Consider the following 17,134-nt stretch of genomic DNA (forward strand, 5'->3'; position numbering starts at 1 on the left):
GCCTTATATTTGTTCATCGGTTTTGATTCTGCAATAAGAGAGTTGCTATGAAAAAAAGTACGCCACGGGGGCTGCGTGATTTGCGTCAACCGGCGGTACAAGAGCCGCCTAAAATCACTTTTCCCTGTGATTACTCGTTGAAAGTCGTCGGTGATGCTGCCGAGGATTTTCCCGCTTGCGTATGTCAGGTCATTGTGCGCCATGTGCCCGATTTTGACGCCACTACGATGCAGGTAGTGGATAGTCGCAATGGTCGCTTTCAATCGGTTCGAGTGGTGATTCGCGCGACGGGGGAGCAGCATATTAAAGACGTGTTTGAAGCGCTAAAAGCCACCGGACGTGTCCACATGGTGGTGTAAGCCGTGAGTGATGATGTGCCCATCAGACTGCATCGTTTAGGACGCCAGCCCTATTTGCCGGTGTGGGAGGCCATGCGTGCGTTGACCGATACACGAGATGCCAGTACGCCGGATCAGTTCTGGCTCGTTGAGCACGACCCCGTATTCACGCAGGGGCAGGCGGGCAAACCCGAACATCTGCTTCTTCCCGGCGACATTCCTGTGGTGCACACGGACAGGGGCGGGCAGGTGACTTACCACGGGCCGGGCCAGGTGGTGCTCTATCCATTGCTGGATGTGCGGCGGGGTAAAATAGGCGTACGTGATTTAGTCACGGCGTTGGAAAACGCGGTCATTGATGTTTTGAGCGATTATGGCGTGACCGCGCGTGCACGTCCTGATGCGCCCGGCGTGTACGTAATGACCCTAACAGGAGAGGCCAAAATCGCTTCTTTGGGCCTACGCATTCGGCGTGGCGCAAGTTTTCACGGCGTCGCGTTGAACGTGGATGGCGACTTAGCGCCTTTTTTGCGTATCAATCCCTGCGGCTATGCGGGCATGTCCATGATTAGGTTGGCCGATCTAGTAACATTGCCTAGCAATCATCGGGTCGGGGAGCAGTTGGCAAAAGCGCTGGCCGCAAGCTTAAATCGAGATTTGGTCAGTGTGGATACCTCGCCGCTGTAAAAAAGGGAGCCATTGGCTCCCTCAGATATCATTACGCTAGTTTTAAAGCCTACCCGACGTTGAGTGCTGGAATAATATTGGGGTTCACTTCTACTTCCTGGCCCGGAATAGCGGCGGGAGAAGCAAGGCCCAGATTATTTTTTTCAAACACGCGGTCCGCACGATAGCTCGAGCGTACTAGCGGACCGGAAGGCACTTCCATAAAGCCTTTTTCCAAGCCGATAACCCGATAGCGGTCAAACTCTTCTGGCGTTACCCAGCGCTCTACCGCTAAGTGATTTTTCGTAGGACGCAGGTATTGACCAAGCGTCACGATATCCACGCCGATTTCACGTAGATCATCAAAGGTTTGTAAAATTTCTTCGTCCGTTTCGCCAAGCCCCAGCATCAAGCTGGTTTTGGTAATAATGTCAGGACGATAGCGCTTGGCGTGGGCTAGTACATCTAACGTTTTACGATAGCCTGCGCGCCGGTCACGCACACGGCCCGTCAATCGTTCAACGGTCTCGACGTTTTGGGCAAATACCTGCAATCCCGAATCAACGACGCGCTCAATTGCACTCAGCTCACCATCAAAATCAGGTGTCAACGCCTCAACCACTACCTCTGGCGTGCGCGCTTTAATAGCACTGATGCAGTTGGCGTAGTGTGATGCACCACCATCGTCTAGGTCGTCACGGTCTACGGAAGTGAGCACAATGTAACGAAGGCCCATCAACTCGACAGACTTGGCAGTATTTTCAGGCTCTTCAAGATCTAACCAGCCTTGCGGGTTGCCGGTATCCACCGCGCAAAATCGACAGGCGCGGGTGCATACTGACCCCATTAACATGATGGTGGCGGTGCCATTGCTCCAACATTCGCCCATGTTAGGGCAGTGGGATTCAGCGCAGACGGTACTTAGCCGATGGGTTGCTACGTTTTTCTTGACCGCCTCAAAACGCTCCCCTCCAGGGATCTGTGCACGTAGCCACTTGGGCTTGCGTTCAAGTGATGGCACTTCCGCCTGCGCTTTGCGCTGCTTCATGCCATCCTTGATCACCGTCATGCCATGTTCATTGCGGTATTTTTCACCGCTGGACACGCGTTGCGGAGGGTTATTGCTCATAGGGACAGAGCCTCTCTTTTGTGCGGTAGGCCTGGAGGTAAGATGCTGACAAGGCCCGCCAATTGATACGTGGTACGTTCAATGTCTAATCGTGCTAAAAACGACTACCAATAATTACTAAGATAACATATCTCACTGTCAACAGGACACCGTCGGCATTGATTGAGGCCAGGCCATAAGCTGGCAGTAAGCAGTAATAATGAGGAGTAAAGATCGACGTCACGCGCGTTGTAGCCTAAACTATATTGCATTGCAGCATCATCGCTATCGGGTGTGGTGCCGTCGCATCAACCCAATGGGAGAACCTATGACCTTTCTCGCCAATCCTTTGTTTCCTGCCAGCGCTTTTACTGGTGCATGGCTAAAGCAACCATGGCTTAACCAATCATGGCTTAACAAGCAGAGTGCTTCCACAACGATGCCGGGCAGTGAAGCGGTCGCTTCACTTTTCGACCCTTATGGTTTTGGACGTGCAGCGTTTAGTTACTGGCGCGATAGCATGGAGCGAAGCGTTCTGTATTTAGATGTCATGCGCGAGCGCGGCAACCAATACCTCGAGCACATGGAGCAAACCAAGCCCAATGTGCTCGGCTTCGATACCGAAGTGCTGATGGATGGTCGGACGTTGCCTCGGCCAACTAACTATGAACTGTTGCGTGTGTTACCCCACGAAGGGACTGAAATCGATCTTCAGAAGCGCCCCTTTGTGGTGGTCGACCCGCGCGCAGGACATGGGCCAGGGATTGGTGGCTTCAAGCCCGACAGTGAGCTGGGTGTAGCCCTTAAAGCGGGCCATCCTTGCTACTTTATTGGCTTTTTGCCATTTCCTGAGCCAGGTCAAACCGTTGAGGATGTGGTTGAGTCAGAGATTGCCTTTCTGCGTCATGTCATTGAACTGCACCCTGAAACCACTGAAAAACCGATGGTGGTAGGCAATTGCCAAGCGGGTTGGCAGATTATGATGGCAGCGGCTCTGGAGCCAGAGGTGTTTGGCCCTATCCTTATTGCTGGGGCGCCGCTCTCTTACTGGGCGGGCGAACATGGCAAGGCACCGATGCGCTATACCGGTGGAATGTCCGGGGGCAGCTGGATGACTGCGCTGGCGAGCGACATTGGCGATGGCCTGTTTGATGGGGCAATGCTGGTGCAAAACTTTGAGCGCCTCAATCCGGCCAATACCTACTGGAAAAAGCAGTATCACCTTTACGACAACATCGATACCGAAGCGGGCCGCTATCTAGAATTTGAACGCTGGTGGGGTGGTCATGTCGTGCTGGGCGGCGAAGAGATCCAGTATATTGTCGATAATCTTTTTGTCGGTAACCGCCTCTCAACCGCACAGTTGGTAACCCGTGATGGTCGTCGCATCGATCTGCGTAATGTGCGCTCGCCGATCGTTGTGTTCTGTTCTCGAGGTGATGATATAACTCCGCCGCCTCAAGCGCTGGGGTGGATTCGTGATTTATATGAAAACACGGATGATATCATTGCCAACGAGCAAACCATCGTCTATTGCCAGCACGATACAACAGGCCATTTGGGCATATTCGTTTCGGGCAGCGTGTCGCGCAAGGAGCATACCGAATTCACGGCCAATATGGATTATATCGATGTCCTGCCGCCGGGGTTGTATGAAACGACCATATCATCGGCCGAAAAGGGCGAAGATGCAGAGCTCTATGAGCGTGACTATCTGCTTGAATTCATGCCACGGGACTTTGAAGAGTTAGACCAGTCGGTCATGCATAAGCCTGAAGATGATCGTCGCTTTGCCACAGTGGCACGTATTTCAGAAATAAATTTGGGCATGTACCGATTATTCCTGCAGCCATGGTTAAAAGCGACAATAACGCCTGAAGCCGCACGCTGGATTCGCCGGACGCATCCCATTCGCTTGGGCTATAAGCTGCTTTCTGACCGCAATCCTCTCTCTGTGCCGCTACCGGTAATGGCAGATTTCGTACGTAAAAACCGCCACCGGGTTGAACAGGATAATCTGTTCAAGGCGCTTGAGACCATGGGATCTGATCAGTTGGTTGCTAGCCTCAATGCGATGCGCGATTTACGTGATAGCAGCACCGAAAAAATGTTCATGGAGATCTACGGCCAGCCGCTTTTGCAGGCTGCCGTTGGCCTTTATGGTGATGCTCATGTGCATCGTCGCCGTCCGGGCGCCGAACCTGAGCGTCGTCGTTTCGTTGAGCATCGTCAGGAAGCGCTACGTGAGAAAATTGCTCAAGGCAGTGCCCATGAAGCCGTTATGCGCTCACTTATTTATGTCATGGGTGGCGCGCCAGCCACTGATGAGCGCAACTTTAAGCGTCTACGCGCCTCTCGTGCTGAGTTAGAGCCGGGCATTAAGTTAAGTGACTTTAAAAACTTGGTGCGCGAGCAGTTCTTCATCTTAAAGCTGGACCGTGATCAGGCGTTGAACTCGCTGCCTACTTTGTTAAAAGGTAGCAGTGGCGACGAAATCGATGGTTATATTAGCCACCTTGAGCACGTGTTTGCCGCTAGTGGCGAGCTTTCAGAGCATGCTGCCGAGCGGTTTACCCAAGTTAAGGCACTGTTTGATCAAGCTCGGCCCACTAAAAAGGCGCCGCCTTCTAAGCCCAAAACGCCGTCAATCCAGAAAGCCGACAAGCCGAAAACCGGCGCTAAGGCGAGCATAGCTAAGCCGAACGTTGCTAAGGCGAAAGCATCAACGCCAGCAACTGTTAAGGCTGACACAGCTGCCAAGCTACAAGGTGGCATCGAAAAAGCCAAAGAGTCTGTCGATTCCGCAGCCGCTGAGGCAGTAAATGTTGAGCCGAAGGTAGGGGGCTCTGTCAGCTCGGCTCAAGAAACTACGAAGCAGGGGGCTGCTCAAGCTGAGGCAGTGAAGCCAGGTGTGGCACAGCCTAAAGACGCGCAGCTTTCATCACAAAAGCCCCCAGTGAGAAAAGAAGAAAAAGCGACTAAAGCCACTGCTACCGGTGAAAAAGACGCTAAACCAACGGCGAAGTCCAATAGCGCTAGCGAGGGTAATGAGCCAACCGGTAAGCGCTAAAACAGTAGGTTAGATCATCGCGCCCCCGCCTATTTGGTGGGGGCGTTTTGTTTGTCTTACTGCCTTTTGGGTTGCTGTAATGTCAGTGGCAGTCTAGTGTCTAGCTACTATTTATCAGAAATATAAGCACGGTTGGCTGGACTCTACGAATTCTCCTTACGATTTGGTTGCCACTGGCGCTTCGCTAAGGGCTGGGGTAGGGTAGGCGCATTTTTTCATCTGTATCTTTTTTATTGGGCTGTTTCAGCCCGACGATACGGCACCGAATTCAGAGCACGCGCTAGCCAGCCCGTGCATTAGGAAAGTGGAGCACTATGGGCAAGTCACTGGTCATCGTCGAGTCGCCAGCGAAAGCGAAGACGATTAACAAATATCTCGGCAACGATTTCATCGTGAAGTCGAGCGTGGGCCACATTCGTGACCTGCCGACCAGCGGCTCAGGTAAGGCAGCCTCCGACCCTAAGGAGCGCGCACGCCAAGCCGCAGCGACACGCAAGATGTCGGCGGAAGAGAAAGCAGAGTATAAAAAGCGTAAAAGTCAGGATCAGTTAATCCGGCGGATGGGTATCGACCCTAACAACGGCTGGGAAGCGAACTACGAAGTGCTGCCTGGCAAAGAGAAGGTCGTGGCAGAGCTCAAAAAGCTGGCTGAGAAAGCTGATGCCGTCTATCTCGCAACGGATTTGGATCGCGAAGGGGAGGCCATTGCTTGGCACCTGCGCGAAACCATCGGTGGAGACGATAGCCGCTATAAGCGTGTGGTGTTTAACGAAATCACCAAAAACGCTATCCAGGATGCGTTCAAGGCACCGGGTGCACTTAATATTCCGCGGGTAGAGGCGCAGCAGGCGCGCCGTTTTCTTGATCGTGTCGTAGGCTTTATGCTCTCACCCTTGTTGTGGGCAAAAGTGGCGCGTGGCCTGTCGGCGGGACGCGTGCAATCCGTCGCTGTTCGTTTGATTGTTGAGCGCGAGCGTGAAATACGCGCCTTCATACCGGAAGAGTTTTGGGATGTTCACGCCGATTTAGCCTCACCTGAAGGTGAGCTGGTGCGCTTTGCGCTCGTTCGTCAGGACGGGAAGGCCTTTAGGCCTACCTCCGAAAAAGATACTTTGGCGCGTATTGAGCAGCTTAGAAAAGCCAAGTTGGCGATTACCTCCCGGGAAGATAAGCCCACCAGTTCTAAGCCGACGGCTCCCTTTATTACCTCTACGCTACAGCAGGCAGCGAGCGGCCGGTTAGGGTTCTCCGTCAAGAAAACTATGACCATGGCCCAACGCCTTTATGAAGCGGGCTACATCACTTATATGCGTACCGACTCCACCAATCTTTCAAAAGATGCGGTGGAAGGTGTGCGCAATTATATCGGTGAAGAGTTTGGTGAGCGCTACCTGCCTGAAGCGCCTAATCGTTATAGCAGCAAAGAGAGTGCCCAGGAGGCTCACGAAGCGATTCGACCCTCCAGCGTTGAGCGTAAAGCATCGGACCTGGCCGGCATGGAGCGCGATGCAGAGCGTCTTTACGAGCTGATTTGGCGCCAGTTTGTGGCTTGCCAAATGACGCCTGCTGAGTACTTGTCAAGCACGCTGAGCGTTGAGGTCGATGGCTACGAACTGCGCGCCAAGGGGCGGGTACTTAAATTTGATGGCTACACGCGGGTGATGAAGCCGAGCGGGAAAAATGAAGACCAGAGCTTGCCTGATTTGCCGCAGGGCACGGCAATGGCAATGGAAGCGCTTGATCCTCAGCAGCACTTTACCAAGCCAACGCCGCGTTACACTGAAGCTAGCCTGGTGAAGGAGTTGGAGAAGCAGGGAATTGGTCGTCCCTCTACTTATGCGTCGATCATCTCGACGATTCAGGATCGCGGCTATGTGAAGCTGGAAAACCGCCGCTTCTACGCCGAAAAGCTGGGCGATATCGTCACCGAGCGTTTGAAAGAGTCTTTTCCTGATCTGATGGATTTCTCCTTCACCGCGCGTATGGAAGATAGCCTCGATGAAGTGGCCGATGGCGAACGCAATTGGCAGGCGCTTTTAGATGTATTCTATGGCGAGTTTCGCGAAGAGTTGGCCAAGGCTGAAAGCGACGATGGTATGCGGCCCAATCAGCCGGTACCTACCGATATCGACTGCCCAAGCTGCGGCCGGCACATGCAGATCCGAACCGCGTCTACTGGGGTGTTTCTGGGGTGTAGTGGCTACAACTTGCCGCCCAAAGAGCGCTGCAAAACCACCATCGATCTGATCCCCGGTGAGGAAGCCGTTGCCGAGGACGCGGGGGAAGAGGCTGAAACCAATGCACTGCGTGCCAAGCGCCGTTGCCCCAAGTGCGGCACAGCGATGGATAATTATCTGATTGACGAAACGCGTAAGTTGCATATTTGCGGTAACAGCCCTGACTGTGACGGCTACGAAGTCGAGAGCGGTAAATTTAAGATCAAAGGGTACGATGGCCCGGTTATCGAATGCGACAAATGTGGCTCTGAAATGCAGTTGAAATCAGGCCGCTTTGGCAAGTATTTTGGCTGTACCAATAGTGAGTGTAAAAACACTCGCAAGTTGTTGAAGAGTGGCGAGGTAGCGCCGCCCAAAATGGATCCGATTCCGATGCCGGAGCTGGCGTGTCAGAAAGTGGAAGATCATTACGTGCTACGCGATGGGGCGAGTGGGTTGTTTTTGGCGGCAAGTAAGTTTCCTAAAAATCGAGAAACGCGGCCGCCACTGGTGAAAGAGCTGAAAGCACACGCCGATGAATTGCCTGAAAAGTACCATTTTATTCTCAAGGCCCCCAGCGAAGACCCTGATGGTCGACCTGCGCAAATCCGTTATTCGCGTAAGACCAAAGAGCAGTACGTTATGACAGACGAAGAAGGCAAAGCCACCGGCTGGAAAGCCATGTTCGATGCTGGCAAATGGCATGTGGAGGACAAGCGCAAGTGAATGCAAGGTCGCGTACCAATCAGCTGCTCTATCAGGCGGAGCTCCTAGCCACTCTGGAGGCGGGAGAGGATGAGCATGCACCTTCACGTCAGATGGCGTTGGAGGAGAGCGCCTTGGCGCTCTTTGAGCTAGCATTAGAGTCGCTTTTACGTGAAGTCACCGAGCATGCTCGCTTGTCTGAGCATCGTTGGAGAGTGCTGTTGTCTCAGCAAGGTCCCGCGCTAGCCGAATTACAGCGCTTGCGTGACTTACAGGCGCAGCCGGAAAGCTGGTTGAATTGGCTCACAGGGCAGTTGGAGCGTCTGCATAGTGATGACGGGGCTGCGCGGCGAACGGTTCAAAATCCCGCTATGATTGCAGTGGGTAATCAAGCTGGCTTGCGCCAGCAAATGTTAGATAACCTTCAGGCAGCGAAGCGAGAGATCGGTGCGCTGCGCGAAACCAGCCTGGAGTGGTAAGCGACTCGATTTTATTTGCTGGCCAGGTAAGCACCACGAAAAGGAGATCATGATGCGTTATAACCAAGTCAAAGATTTAGTCGAATGGGCGGCAGGTTTTCATGCCCGCATGGCGCGCCAATACAGTGAAGCCGCTGAACAAGCTGACAGCGAACGTTTAAAAATGGGGTTGGATTACCTTGCCAGCCGAGAGCTGCAAATGAAAACAGGGCTTGAAGGCCTGTTCAACGACGGTATGGATCACTCTGAGGTGCTCGAAACATGGTTTGACGAATCGAGTGAGTTTCCTGAGCCGCCGGAGTTGGATCAGTTAGCAGAGCAAACCATCACAGGTTCCATCGAAGATGCGATGAAAACCGCCACTATCGCGCACGAGCGATTGCAAGCCATGTATGAGCACCGTGCTTTGCGGTCGAGGATTGCGCCTGAAGCAGAATTCTTCGATTCGTTAGCAGAAGGTCAAAATTCCGAAATACGCCATATGATGGCCAGTATGGAAGAGCTGCAGGGCGTTTAATGTTTCGCGCCTTTGTCAGCGCATTATCGTTAGAGGGCAATTCACATCTATGACGAAATTACTAACGGCGTATGTAGGAATAAGGTATAACAGCCACCAAAGGCACAAAGTCGTGCAACCCCAGGCTAACTTGTTTCGAGAGTTGTCATGTTTGTAGTCAATCGCCGTCGTTTTTTAGCCATGGCACTAAGTTTGCCAGCCGTTGCTAGTGCGGCAGTCACAGCACCTAACCCGTCGGCACCTGCTGACCTCATCGAAACAATGCTCACGCGTGCTCCTGTGCCGCGCCACAGTAACGAGCTATGGGTGTTGATTGATGACCAGGAGGCAACGCTTAGCGTGTATCGTGGCAATGCGTTGTTAGAGCGCTTTGCCCCTATCTCACTGGGGCGGGCAGGGGCAAAAACTCAGCGGGTACGTGGTGATAACGTTACTCCAATGGGTGAGTTTCGCATCAACCGTTTTAATTACGAGAGCCAGTGGCGTACTTTCATGGGGATTGATTTCCCAACCCCCGCTCACGCACGCATGGCACTTGAAAAAGGGATTTATTCCCAAACAGATTATGAAGATTACTTCGACTACTACCGTCGTAACGGTCACCCGCCACAAAATACCGCCCTGGGTGGGGCAATTGGGATTCATGGCTTAGGGAGCGCGGATCCTGATATTCATGGTCGCTATCATTGGACTCAAGGCTGCGTGGCCGTTACCAACGCACAAATTGATCGCTTGGCAGAGTTAGTGGGTGTTGGCACCCGTGTAGTGATCCGTTAAGCTAGTGACGTTGAAGGAAGTTCGAGGTTTTAAACAAGTGGCTATAGACAACCGCTGTAGTCTATTATAAAACAGCGTTTGACTTGCGTGCTTCGCAGCACAAGTCACTGTAAAGAACCTGCACCGCAGGTAGACAAATTTAAGCTAGGAATTTATTTTGATCTAAGTGACTAGCCTTATCTTTGTCATACCCTTAACGTAGTACCCAAGGACGACTCAAGGAGAACATTATGACTCTGAAGACTACTTTGAAAATGACTGCTGCTGCCGCTTCTCTGGCAATTCTTGCTGGTTGTGCTTCTACCAGTGCTTTGGAAGAAGTTCGCATGACTGCAGAATCTGCACAAGCTGACGCTGCAGAAGCACGCAGCATGGCTTCACAGGCTATGAACACTGCAAACCAAGCCCAGCGCGATGCGCAGGCTGCTCTGCAGATGTCTGAGCAGAACCGTGAAGAAATGAACCGCATGTTCCAGCGTTCCATGCAGAAGTAATTCTGCTTGGAGCTGCTGGGGAGCTTTAGGCTCTCTCAGCGGTTGCTGTATGCAAGTCGTGGTTAGTAAAGAAGTTAGGCAAGTATTCGTTGCCGCTAGCTACGCAAAAAACCCCGCTTCGGCGGGGTTTTTTGTTGCTTCATTTTCGCTCTAAGCTAGTTCATGCGTCTTCGTTAGCGTTAGCCGATGCGCTCATCTCAATCTCTTCGATCAACTCGATGGGCTCGGGCTCTAATTCTGGCGCTTGAGGTCCGTAAAGTGCAATGAACTGACCATCGGGTGCTTCAACCGCGCGTTCTATTTGCTCGGGGTCGATCTCAATATTGTCTTCGGTAAGCTCAGTCACACGCTCTAATGCATTGAGTAGGGGTTCAAAGTCGCCGACATTCTCTTCTAGTTGAGGGAAAGATTGCACAAACAGCGTGCCATCCGATCCCCAGCCAGCTTTAAATGGCGCATCCATCAGATTAACCTGAGTGCCGCTAGGTAAGCGCTCATAAAGCGATTCAATATCTTCTGGGTACATGCGAATACAGCCACGGCTAACACGCATACCAACGCCGTCTGGACGATTGGTGCCGTGAATCAGATAGCTCGGCATCGCCAAAAGAATGGCGTGCTCTCCCAGCGGATTGTCGGGGCCGGGCGGTACGATGGCGGGAGCAGGGTCGCCTCGCTCAGCAGCTTCGCGACGCATGGAAGAGGGCGGCGCCCAGGCGGGATCCTTCACTTTTACCGTAGTGCGCGTAATGCCGACAGGCGTGGCGAACTCTTCACGCCCAACGCTGACCGGGTAAGTTTCAACGATGCCGGGTTTGTCTGCAGGGTAATAGTAGAGACGCAGCTCAGACAGATTGACCACAACGCCTTCGCGTGGGGCGGGTGGCAGGATGTACTGAGCAGGGATAACAACCTCAGTACCGACCCCCGGCACCCAAAGGCTGACATTAGGATTGGCCATGCGGATTTCTTCATAGCCGATGTTGTGACGGCGGGCGATATCGATCAGCGTCTGCTTGGGGTCTTCGACTACTACGGTATAGCGTTCCCCTATCACGTCGCCGCTTTCAGGGAGACGGAAGTGGCCGCGTGGCAGTTCATCCTGGTCGGCAACCTGAACGGCGCTGTCGATAGCGTCGATACTGACTTCCTGCGCCTTCGTCTGCTCTTGGGCTGACGCTTGTGACTGGCTTTCAACCTGGTCGTCAGCAGGTTGCGCAAAAGCGGGGCTCATCAGGCTGGCAGCTAATAGCACAGCCAAGCTAGTCGGGCCCCAGAAAGTAAAGGTATTACGCATGTTCATGGTCGTTCCTAATAGGTTAATTCACTGCTGTTGCGCATCGTTGGACCACTCGTGCTAGCCCGGTTGAGGCTAACTAAGGCATGGCTATTGGCAAGTTTGCCCCAAGCGTTACGCCGCCGCTACTTTTTGATTAAGGGTGCTAAGTAAGTTTTCAAGTTGCTGGAAGCGCTTGTCGACACTTTCCATAGGTAATTCAAATCTTAAGGTGTCCGAACCGTCTAAGCGGTAGTGTTTTGGTGAGGTCTGAATAAGTGTGACGAGCGTTAAAGGGTCTACTTGCGTACTGCCATCAAACAGCACACGCCCGCGGTTTTCGCCCGCTTCGATCTTGCTGATGCCCAATTGCTCTGCACGATGGCGAAGCTTGGTCTGGCGGATAAGGTTCTTAAGCGGTGCGGGCAATAAGCCAAAACGGTCAATAAGCTCAACCTGCAGCTCCTTAAGCTCGCTGTCGCTCTGCGTGTTGGCAATTCGCTTATATATCACCAGTCGTTGCTGTACATCATGAATATAGTCATTCGGAATCAAGGCGGGTAGATTAAGGCTGATTTCTACGCCGGTATTGAAAGGGGCGTCGATGTTGGGGGTTTTGCCCGCGCGAATGGCCTTTACTGCACGATCCAACATCTCCATGTAAAGGGTATAGCCGATGGTTTCCATTTGGCCACTCTGTTCATCGCCGAGTAGCTCACCTGCCCCGCGTATTTCCATGTCGTGGCTGGCCAAGGTAAAGCCCGCGCCCAGGTCGTCGGAAGCGCTGATAGCCTCCAGGCGTTTAATAGCATCGCGTGTCATTGCTTTGGGCGGCGGTGTCAGCAAGTAGGCATAGGCCTGGTGATGACTGCGGCCGACCCTGCCGCGCAGTTGGTGAAGCTGTGCCAGACCAAATTTATCGGCGCGCTCGATAATAATGGTATTGGCGCTGGGCACATCGATGCCTGTCTCAATAATCGTCGAGCAAACCAGCACGTTAAAACGGCGGTGGTAGAAATCCGACATGATACGTTCAAGGCTGCGCTCCGGAAGCTGACCGTGAGCGACGGCCACCCGCGCTTCGGGAATCAGTTCACGGATTTTTTCCGCGCTGTTCTCGATGGTTTTGACTTCGTTATGCAGTACATACACCTGCCCGCCACGCAGTATCTCACGCAACAGGGCTTCTTTAACAATACTGGGATCATGTTGCTGGACGAACGTTTTGACCGATAGGCGGCGGGCAGGCGGGGTGGCGATAATCGATAGATCGCGGATGCCGCTCATGGCCATGTTCAGCGTGCGTGGAATAGGGGTGGCGGTCAGGGTCAGAATATCGACTTCAGCGCGCAGTGTTTTCAACTTCTCTTTTTGGGCCACGCCAAAACGGTGCTCTTCATCAATGATCAACAGGCCCATTTTGGGCAGTTCAACGCTTTTGGAGAGCAACTTATGGGTGCCAATCACGATATCCGTTTGGCCGCTTTTAATGCTTTCGAGCGTTTGGGTGACTTCTTTGCCGCTAGTGAAACGAGAGATCAAACCAATATTGACGGCGGTGTCGGCAAAGCGGTCGCGGAAGTTTTCAAAGTGTTGGCGCGCAAGCAGTGTGGTGGGCACCAAGACCACTACCTGTCGGCCAGACTGTACGGCTAAAAACGCCGCGCGCATGGCCACTTCCGTTTTACCAAAGCCGACGTCACCACAAACCACTCGATCCATAGGCTGAGGCGATGTCATATCGCTGATCACCGCTTCAATCGCCGCATGTTGATCCGCGGTCTCCTCAAACGGGAAGTTACTCGCAAAACGCACATACTCATCGCCTGGCGCCTCGTAGACAACGCCTTGCTGGGCTTCCCGGCGAGCGTAGACATCGAGCAGTTCAGCCGCCGTATCGCGAATCTTCTCAGCAGCTTTACGCCGGGCCTTTTCCCACTGGTCTGAACCCAGTTTATGCAGCGGTGCCAGTTCGTCACCGGCACCGCTATAGCGGGAGATCATATGCAGGCTATCGACGGGCACATAAAGCTTAGCGCCATCGGCGTAGGAGAGGGCAAGAAACTCGTTTGCCTGGCCGCCAGCTTCCAGTGTTTCAAGCCCCAGATAGCGACCTACGCCATGGGCCTGGTGAACGACCGGGGCACCTTCGCGCAGTTCTGACAGGTGGCGCACGGCCAGTTCGTTATCATCGGTGGCTTTTTCGCGTCGTCGGCTCTGGCGCACTACGTCGCCAAATAGCTCTGTTTCACTGATGACGGCGATACTTGGGTTATCCAGCCACAGGCCGCTATCGACTAAACCCTCGGTAATCGCATAACGGTATTCGCTGGCGAGGAAATCCTGGAAGCTATCGGTATGAGGCAAGGCGAGGCCAAGAGGCGCCAATATCTCTTCCATTGCCTCGCGGCGACCCCGCGATTCCGCGACAAAAAGTACGCGGGTATGGGGGTTTGAATTCAAAAAACCGGTCAGTTCGCCAAGCGGTTGTTTAGCACGGGCATTGATCGACAGCGTGGGTAGGGCGATGGCTTCTGGCTGTTGCGCATGGCGCTGTTCGCTATCTTCCGTTAACTCTATGCGTGGGCGGGATTTAATCGCTGAAAAGACATCACTGACCGGGAAGAATGCGCGATGAGGTGGTAGCAGTGGCCGTGTCGGGTCCACGCCCAGGTTGACGTAGCGGGCATCGATCGATTGCCAGTGCTGCTCGGCAGCATGGAAAACCCTGGGCAGCAGGGCAATTCGCGTATCGTCCGTTAAGTGATCGAACAGCGAGGCAGTCTGCTCAAAAAATAGCGGTAGATAGTGTTCGAGCCCCGGGGAGGGAATGCCCTTTAACGCATCGTTATAAAGGGGGCATTGACGTGGGTCGACGTCGAAAAGTGTCTCAAATTGCTCACGAAAACAAGCAATGGCACTACGGCTTAACGAATACTCGTGTGCGGGCAGGAGCTCTAGTGACTCGCGCTTTTCCGTTGAGCGCTGGCTGCCGGGATCAAAGTGGCGCAGCGTATCGATCTCATCGTCGAACAGATCGATGCGGATCGGCTCGTCCATGCCCATCGCAAATAGGTCGATCAATGCACCTCGCATGGCGTATTCGCCGGGTTCATACACCGTTTCCACGGCGCGATACCCCGCCCGCGAAAGTGATTCCCGGAACGTCTCACGATTTAATCGCTCACCGGTTTTGAGCGTCATTACCCGACCGGCAATATATTCAACCGGCGGTAAGCGTTGCATGAGTGTGTTGATGGGCACCAATACGATGCCGCGTACGCCATCTTGCAACTGGCGCAGCGTGCGCAGGCGTGCCGAAACAATATCCTGATGGGGCGAAAAGCTATCGTAAGGCAGCGTTTCCCAGTCAGGGAAAGGCAGCACTGGCACGTCGCTGTAGAAGTAGAGGTCTTGTTCGAGGCGCTGCGCGCTAGCCGTATTGGGGGTGATCACCAATAACGGTGCGTGTTTGGCCGCTCGGGAGAGCGCTAAAGCAGTCGCACTGCCCGGTGGCGATGTCCAGTACAGCGTATCGCGTGTCCCTTGAGGCTGGGGCGGTTCGAGCAGAGAGAAAGTCGGCATAAGCAAGATATCGTTTTGCGCTGAAACGGAAAACAGATCATACACGATCACCCGTTTCAGTTAGAGTGCCACGGGCCAAGGAGTGGATGAATTGGTTGGGAAATGGTTTTTGTAGTGAGATTGGCGTTTCTGTAATACCCCTACATGTTGTGCGACTATCATTTCATTGCGATGACTGCGCTCGCCCCGGATAATATGCATAAATTATTGTCCATTACCTGATGAGGCCGCACGTGAGTCAGCAAGCGCTCGAAAACGTTTTTCAAGAATGGCAAGGCAACGAAGCCTTGGCGGAGCAGATGATCCCATTGGTAGGGCAGCTCTATCGTCAGAACAATGTCGTTGCCACCATGTTCGGACGTTCGCTCATTAAACGGTCAGTCATCCGTATTCTCAAAGACCACCGCTTTGTGCGCAAACTTGAGGGCACCGAACTCGCCGTTGAAGATACTTACCCCATTCTTAAAAGCATGGTGGAGCTAAACCTTGGCCCAGCTCATGTTGATGTGGGTAAGTTGGGGGTAATGTTCAAGCGTCAGGGCGGTGGCGATGTCGAAGCCTTCCTTCGCAAAGAGCTCCACGAAATCATTGATGGTTATCAGCCAGGCGCCAGTACCGGCGAGCCCCAAGATGTAGTGCTGTATGGTTTTGGCCGTATCGGTCGCTTGCTTGCTCGCGTCATGGTGGAAAAAGCTGGCGGCGGTAACCTGTTGCGTTTGCGCGCTATTGTCGTGCGTGGCCGTGGTGATGTGGCAAAAGACCTTGAAAAGCGCGCCAGCCTGCTGCGCCGCGATTCCGTTCATGGGCCGTTCGATGGCACCATTATGGTCGATGCCGAGGCGCGTACTCTGACAGTGAACGGTAACGTTATTCAGGTTATTTATGCCGACTCTCCCAGCGAGATCGACTATACCGAATACGATATTCATAATGCCGTAATTGTCGATAACACCGGTATCTGGCGCGATGAAGCGGGCTTGGGGCAGCATCTGGAGTGCAAAGGGGCTGCTAAAGCGCTGCTAACGGCACCAGGTAAAGGAGATATTAAAAATATCGTTTATGGCATCAACCATGAATCTATCGGCGACAACGACCTTATTGTGTCCGCCGCATCGTGCACCACCAATGCAATCGTGCCGGTTCTGAAGGTGTTGAATGATGAATATGGCGTGGTAAACGGTCATGTTGAAACCGTCCATGCCTATACCAATGACCAGAACTTAATTGATAATTATCATAAAGGTGATCGCCGTGGCCGCAGTGCGGCGTTGAACATGGTATTGACCGAGACCGGTGCAGCGAAAGCTGCCGCCAAGGCGTTGCCAGAGCTTGAAGGTAAACTAACCGGTAACGCGATTCGCGTGCCCATCCCGAATGTTTCCATGGCCATTCTTAACCTAACCCTGGACAAAACTACCGATGCCACTGCGCTAAACGACTACCTGCGCCGGATGTCGATAAATTCCGCCTACCAGAAGCAGATCGATTTCGTGGATTCCGCCGAGGTGGTCTCGTCGGACTTTGTGGGTAACCGACATGCCGGTATTGTCGATGCCAAAGCGACGATCGCGAACGGTCATCATGCGGTCGTGTATATGTGGTATGACAATGAATTCGGCTATAGCTGCCAGGTGGTGAGAATTTTACAGCAGATGTCTAACGTGCGGTTCTTAAAGCTGCCACGCTAATCCATCAGGCTACATGCGCCTCACAGCGGGGCTGACAGGCGAAATGCTGACGCAGCGCCACCTTCGGGTGGCGTTTTTTTTTGCCTTTATGTGCTTTTTTGCCAATGTATATAGCACTTTTGGAGATCATCAGGGATGTGGTCATTGGACGCGCTTGTCTTTATAATACGATGGATTTTTCGGGGTGGTTCAAGTGCTGCTTGGGCCGGACTGGT

General features: G+C 53.2%; 12 protein-coding genes. 9 read left to right on the top strand and 3 right to left on the bottom strand.

Annotated elements, in window-relative coordinates; genetic code table 11:
- Positions 1-47 precede the first annotated feature (47 nt).
- Together ACUN8H_RS12870 and lipB are read left to right on the top strand one after the other, a co-directional pair.
- Positions 48-359, top strand: coding sequence for an HP0495 family protein (locus tag ACUN8H_RS12870; protein ID WP_445532482.1), 312 nt, complete (start codon positions 48-50; stop codon positions 357-359).
- Positions 360-362: 3 nt separating this feature from the next.
- Positions 363-1,025 carry a lipoyl(octanoyl) transferase LipB gene (gene lipB / locus ACUN8H_RS12875; RefSeq protein ID WP_445532483.1) on the top strand — a complete coding sequence of 221 codons (663 nt, stop codon included), beginning with the start codon at positions 363-365 and terminating at the stop codon, positions 1,023-1,025.
- 49 nt (positions 1,026-1,074) lie between these two features.
- Here lipB and lipA read toward each other — a convergent pair whose 3' ends face one another.
- The gene (lipA, locus tag ACUN8H_RS12880; RefSeq protein ID WP_445532484.1) at positions 1,075-2,133 is read right to left on the bottom strand and encodes a lipoyl synthase; all 1,059 of its coding nucleotides are present in this window, start codon (positions 2,131-2,133) and stop codon (positions 1,075-1,077) included.
- 307 nt (positions 2,134-2,440) lie between these two features.
- Between lipA and ACUN8H_RS12885 the strand changes: the two genes are divergently transcribed.
- From ACUN8H_RS12885 to ACUN8H_RS12910, 6 genes are all read left to right on the top strand, one after another.
- The gene (locus ACUN8H_RS12885; RefSeq protein WP_445532485.1) at positions 2,441-5,182 is read left to right on the top strand and encodes a DUF3141 domain-containing protein; all 2,742 of its coding nucleotides are present in this window, start codon (positions 2,441-2,443) and stop codon (positions 5,180-5,182) included.
- A 314-nt stretch (positions 5,183-5,496) separates the two neighbouring features.
- Positions 5,497-8,124, top strand: a complete 2,628-nt coding sequence (gene topA / locus ACUN8H_RS12890) for a type I DNA topoisomerase (protein ID WP_445532486.1) — start codon at positions 5,497-5,499, stop codon at positions 8,122-8,124.
- Positions 8,121-8,582, top strand: a complete 462-nt coding sequence (locus ACUN8H_RS12895) for a DUF6586 family protein (RefSeq protein ID WP_445532487.1) — start codon at positions 8,121-8,123, stop codon at positions 8,580-8,582. Before topA ends, ACUN8H_RS12895 begins: the two co-directional genes overlap by 4 nt.
- A gap of 52 nt (positions 8,583-8,634) precedes the next feature.
- Complete coding sequence (locus tag ACUN8H_RS12900) at positions 8,635-9,099, top strand: 2-hydroxyacyl-CoA dehydratase (protein ID WP_445532488.1); 465 nt, start codon at positions 8,635-8,637, stop codon at positions 9,097-9,099.
- 147 nt (positions 9,100-9,246) lie between these two features.
- Positions 9,247-9,876, top strand: a complete 630-nt coding sequence (locus ACUN8H_RS12905; protein ID WP_445532489.1) for a L,D-transpeptidase family protein — start codon at positions 9,247-9,249, stop codon at positions 9,874-9,876.
- A gap of 230 nt (positions 9,877-10,106) precedes the next feature.
- Positions 10,107-10,370 (top strand): Lpp/OprI family alanine-zipper lipoprotein, encoded by a 264-nt coding sequence (locus tag ACUN8H_RS12910; protein ID WP_022523170.1) that lies wholly within the window; start codon positions 10,107-10,109, stop codon positions 10,368-10,370.
- 160 nt (positions 10,371-10,530) lie between these two features.
- Here ACUN8H_RS12910 and ACUN8H_RS12915 read toward each other — a convergent pair whose 3' ends face one another.
- Both ACUN8H_RS12915 and mfd read right to left on the bottom strand, forming a co-directional pair.
- A complete protein-coding gene (locus ACUN8H_RS12915; RefSeq protein ID WP_445532490.1) occupies positions 10,531-11,673 on the bottom strand; it encodes a L,D-transpeptidase family protein in 1,143 nt (380 codons plus the stop codon).
- 108 nt (positions 11,674-11,781) lie between these two features.
- Entirely contained in the window at positions 11,782-15,231 is a 3,450-nt protein-coding gene (gene mfd, locus ACUN8H_RS12920) for a transcription-repair coupling factor (protein WP_445532491.1), read from the bottom strand.
- 233 nt (positions 15,232-15,464) lie between these two features.
- On the opposite strand from mfd, the gene ACUN8H_RS12925 reads away from it, so the two are divergent.
- Positions 15,465-16,919 (top strand): glyceraldehyde-3-phosphate dehydrogenase, encoded by a 1,455-nt coding sequence (locus ACUN8H_RS12925; protein ID WP_445532492.1) that lies wholly within the window; start codon positions 15,465-15,467, stop codon positions 16,917-16,919.
- Positions 16,920-17,134: the final 215 nt, after the last annotated feature.

It is taken from the genome of Vreelandella sp. V005 (genome assembly GCF_052645115.1).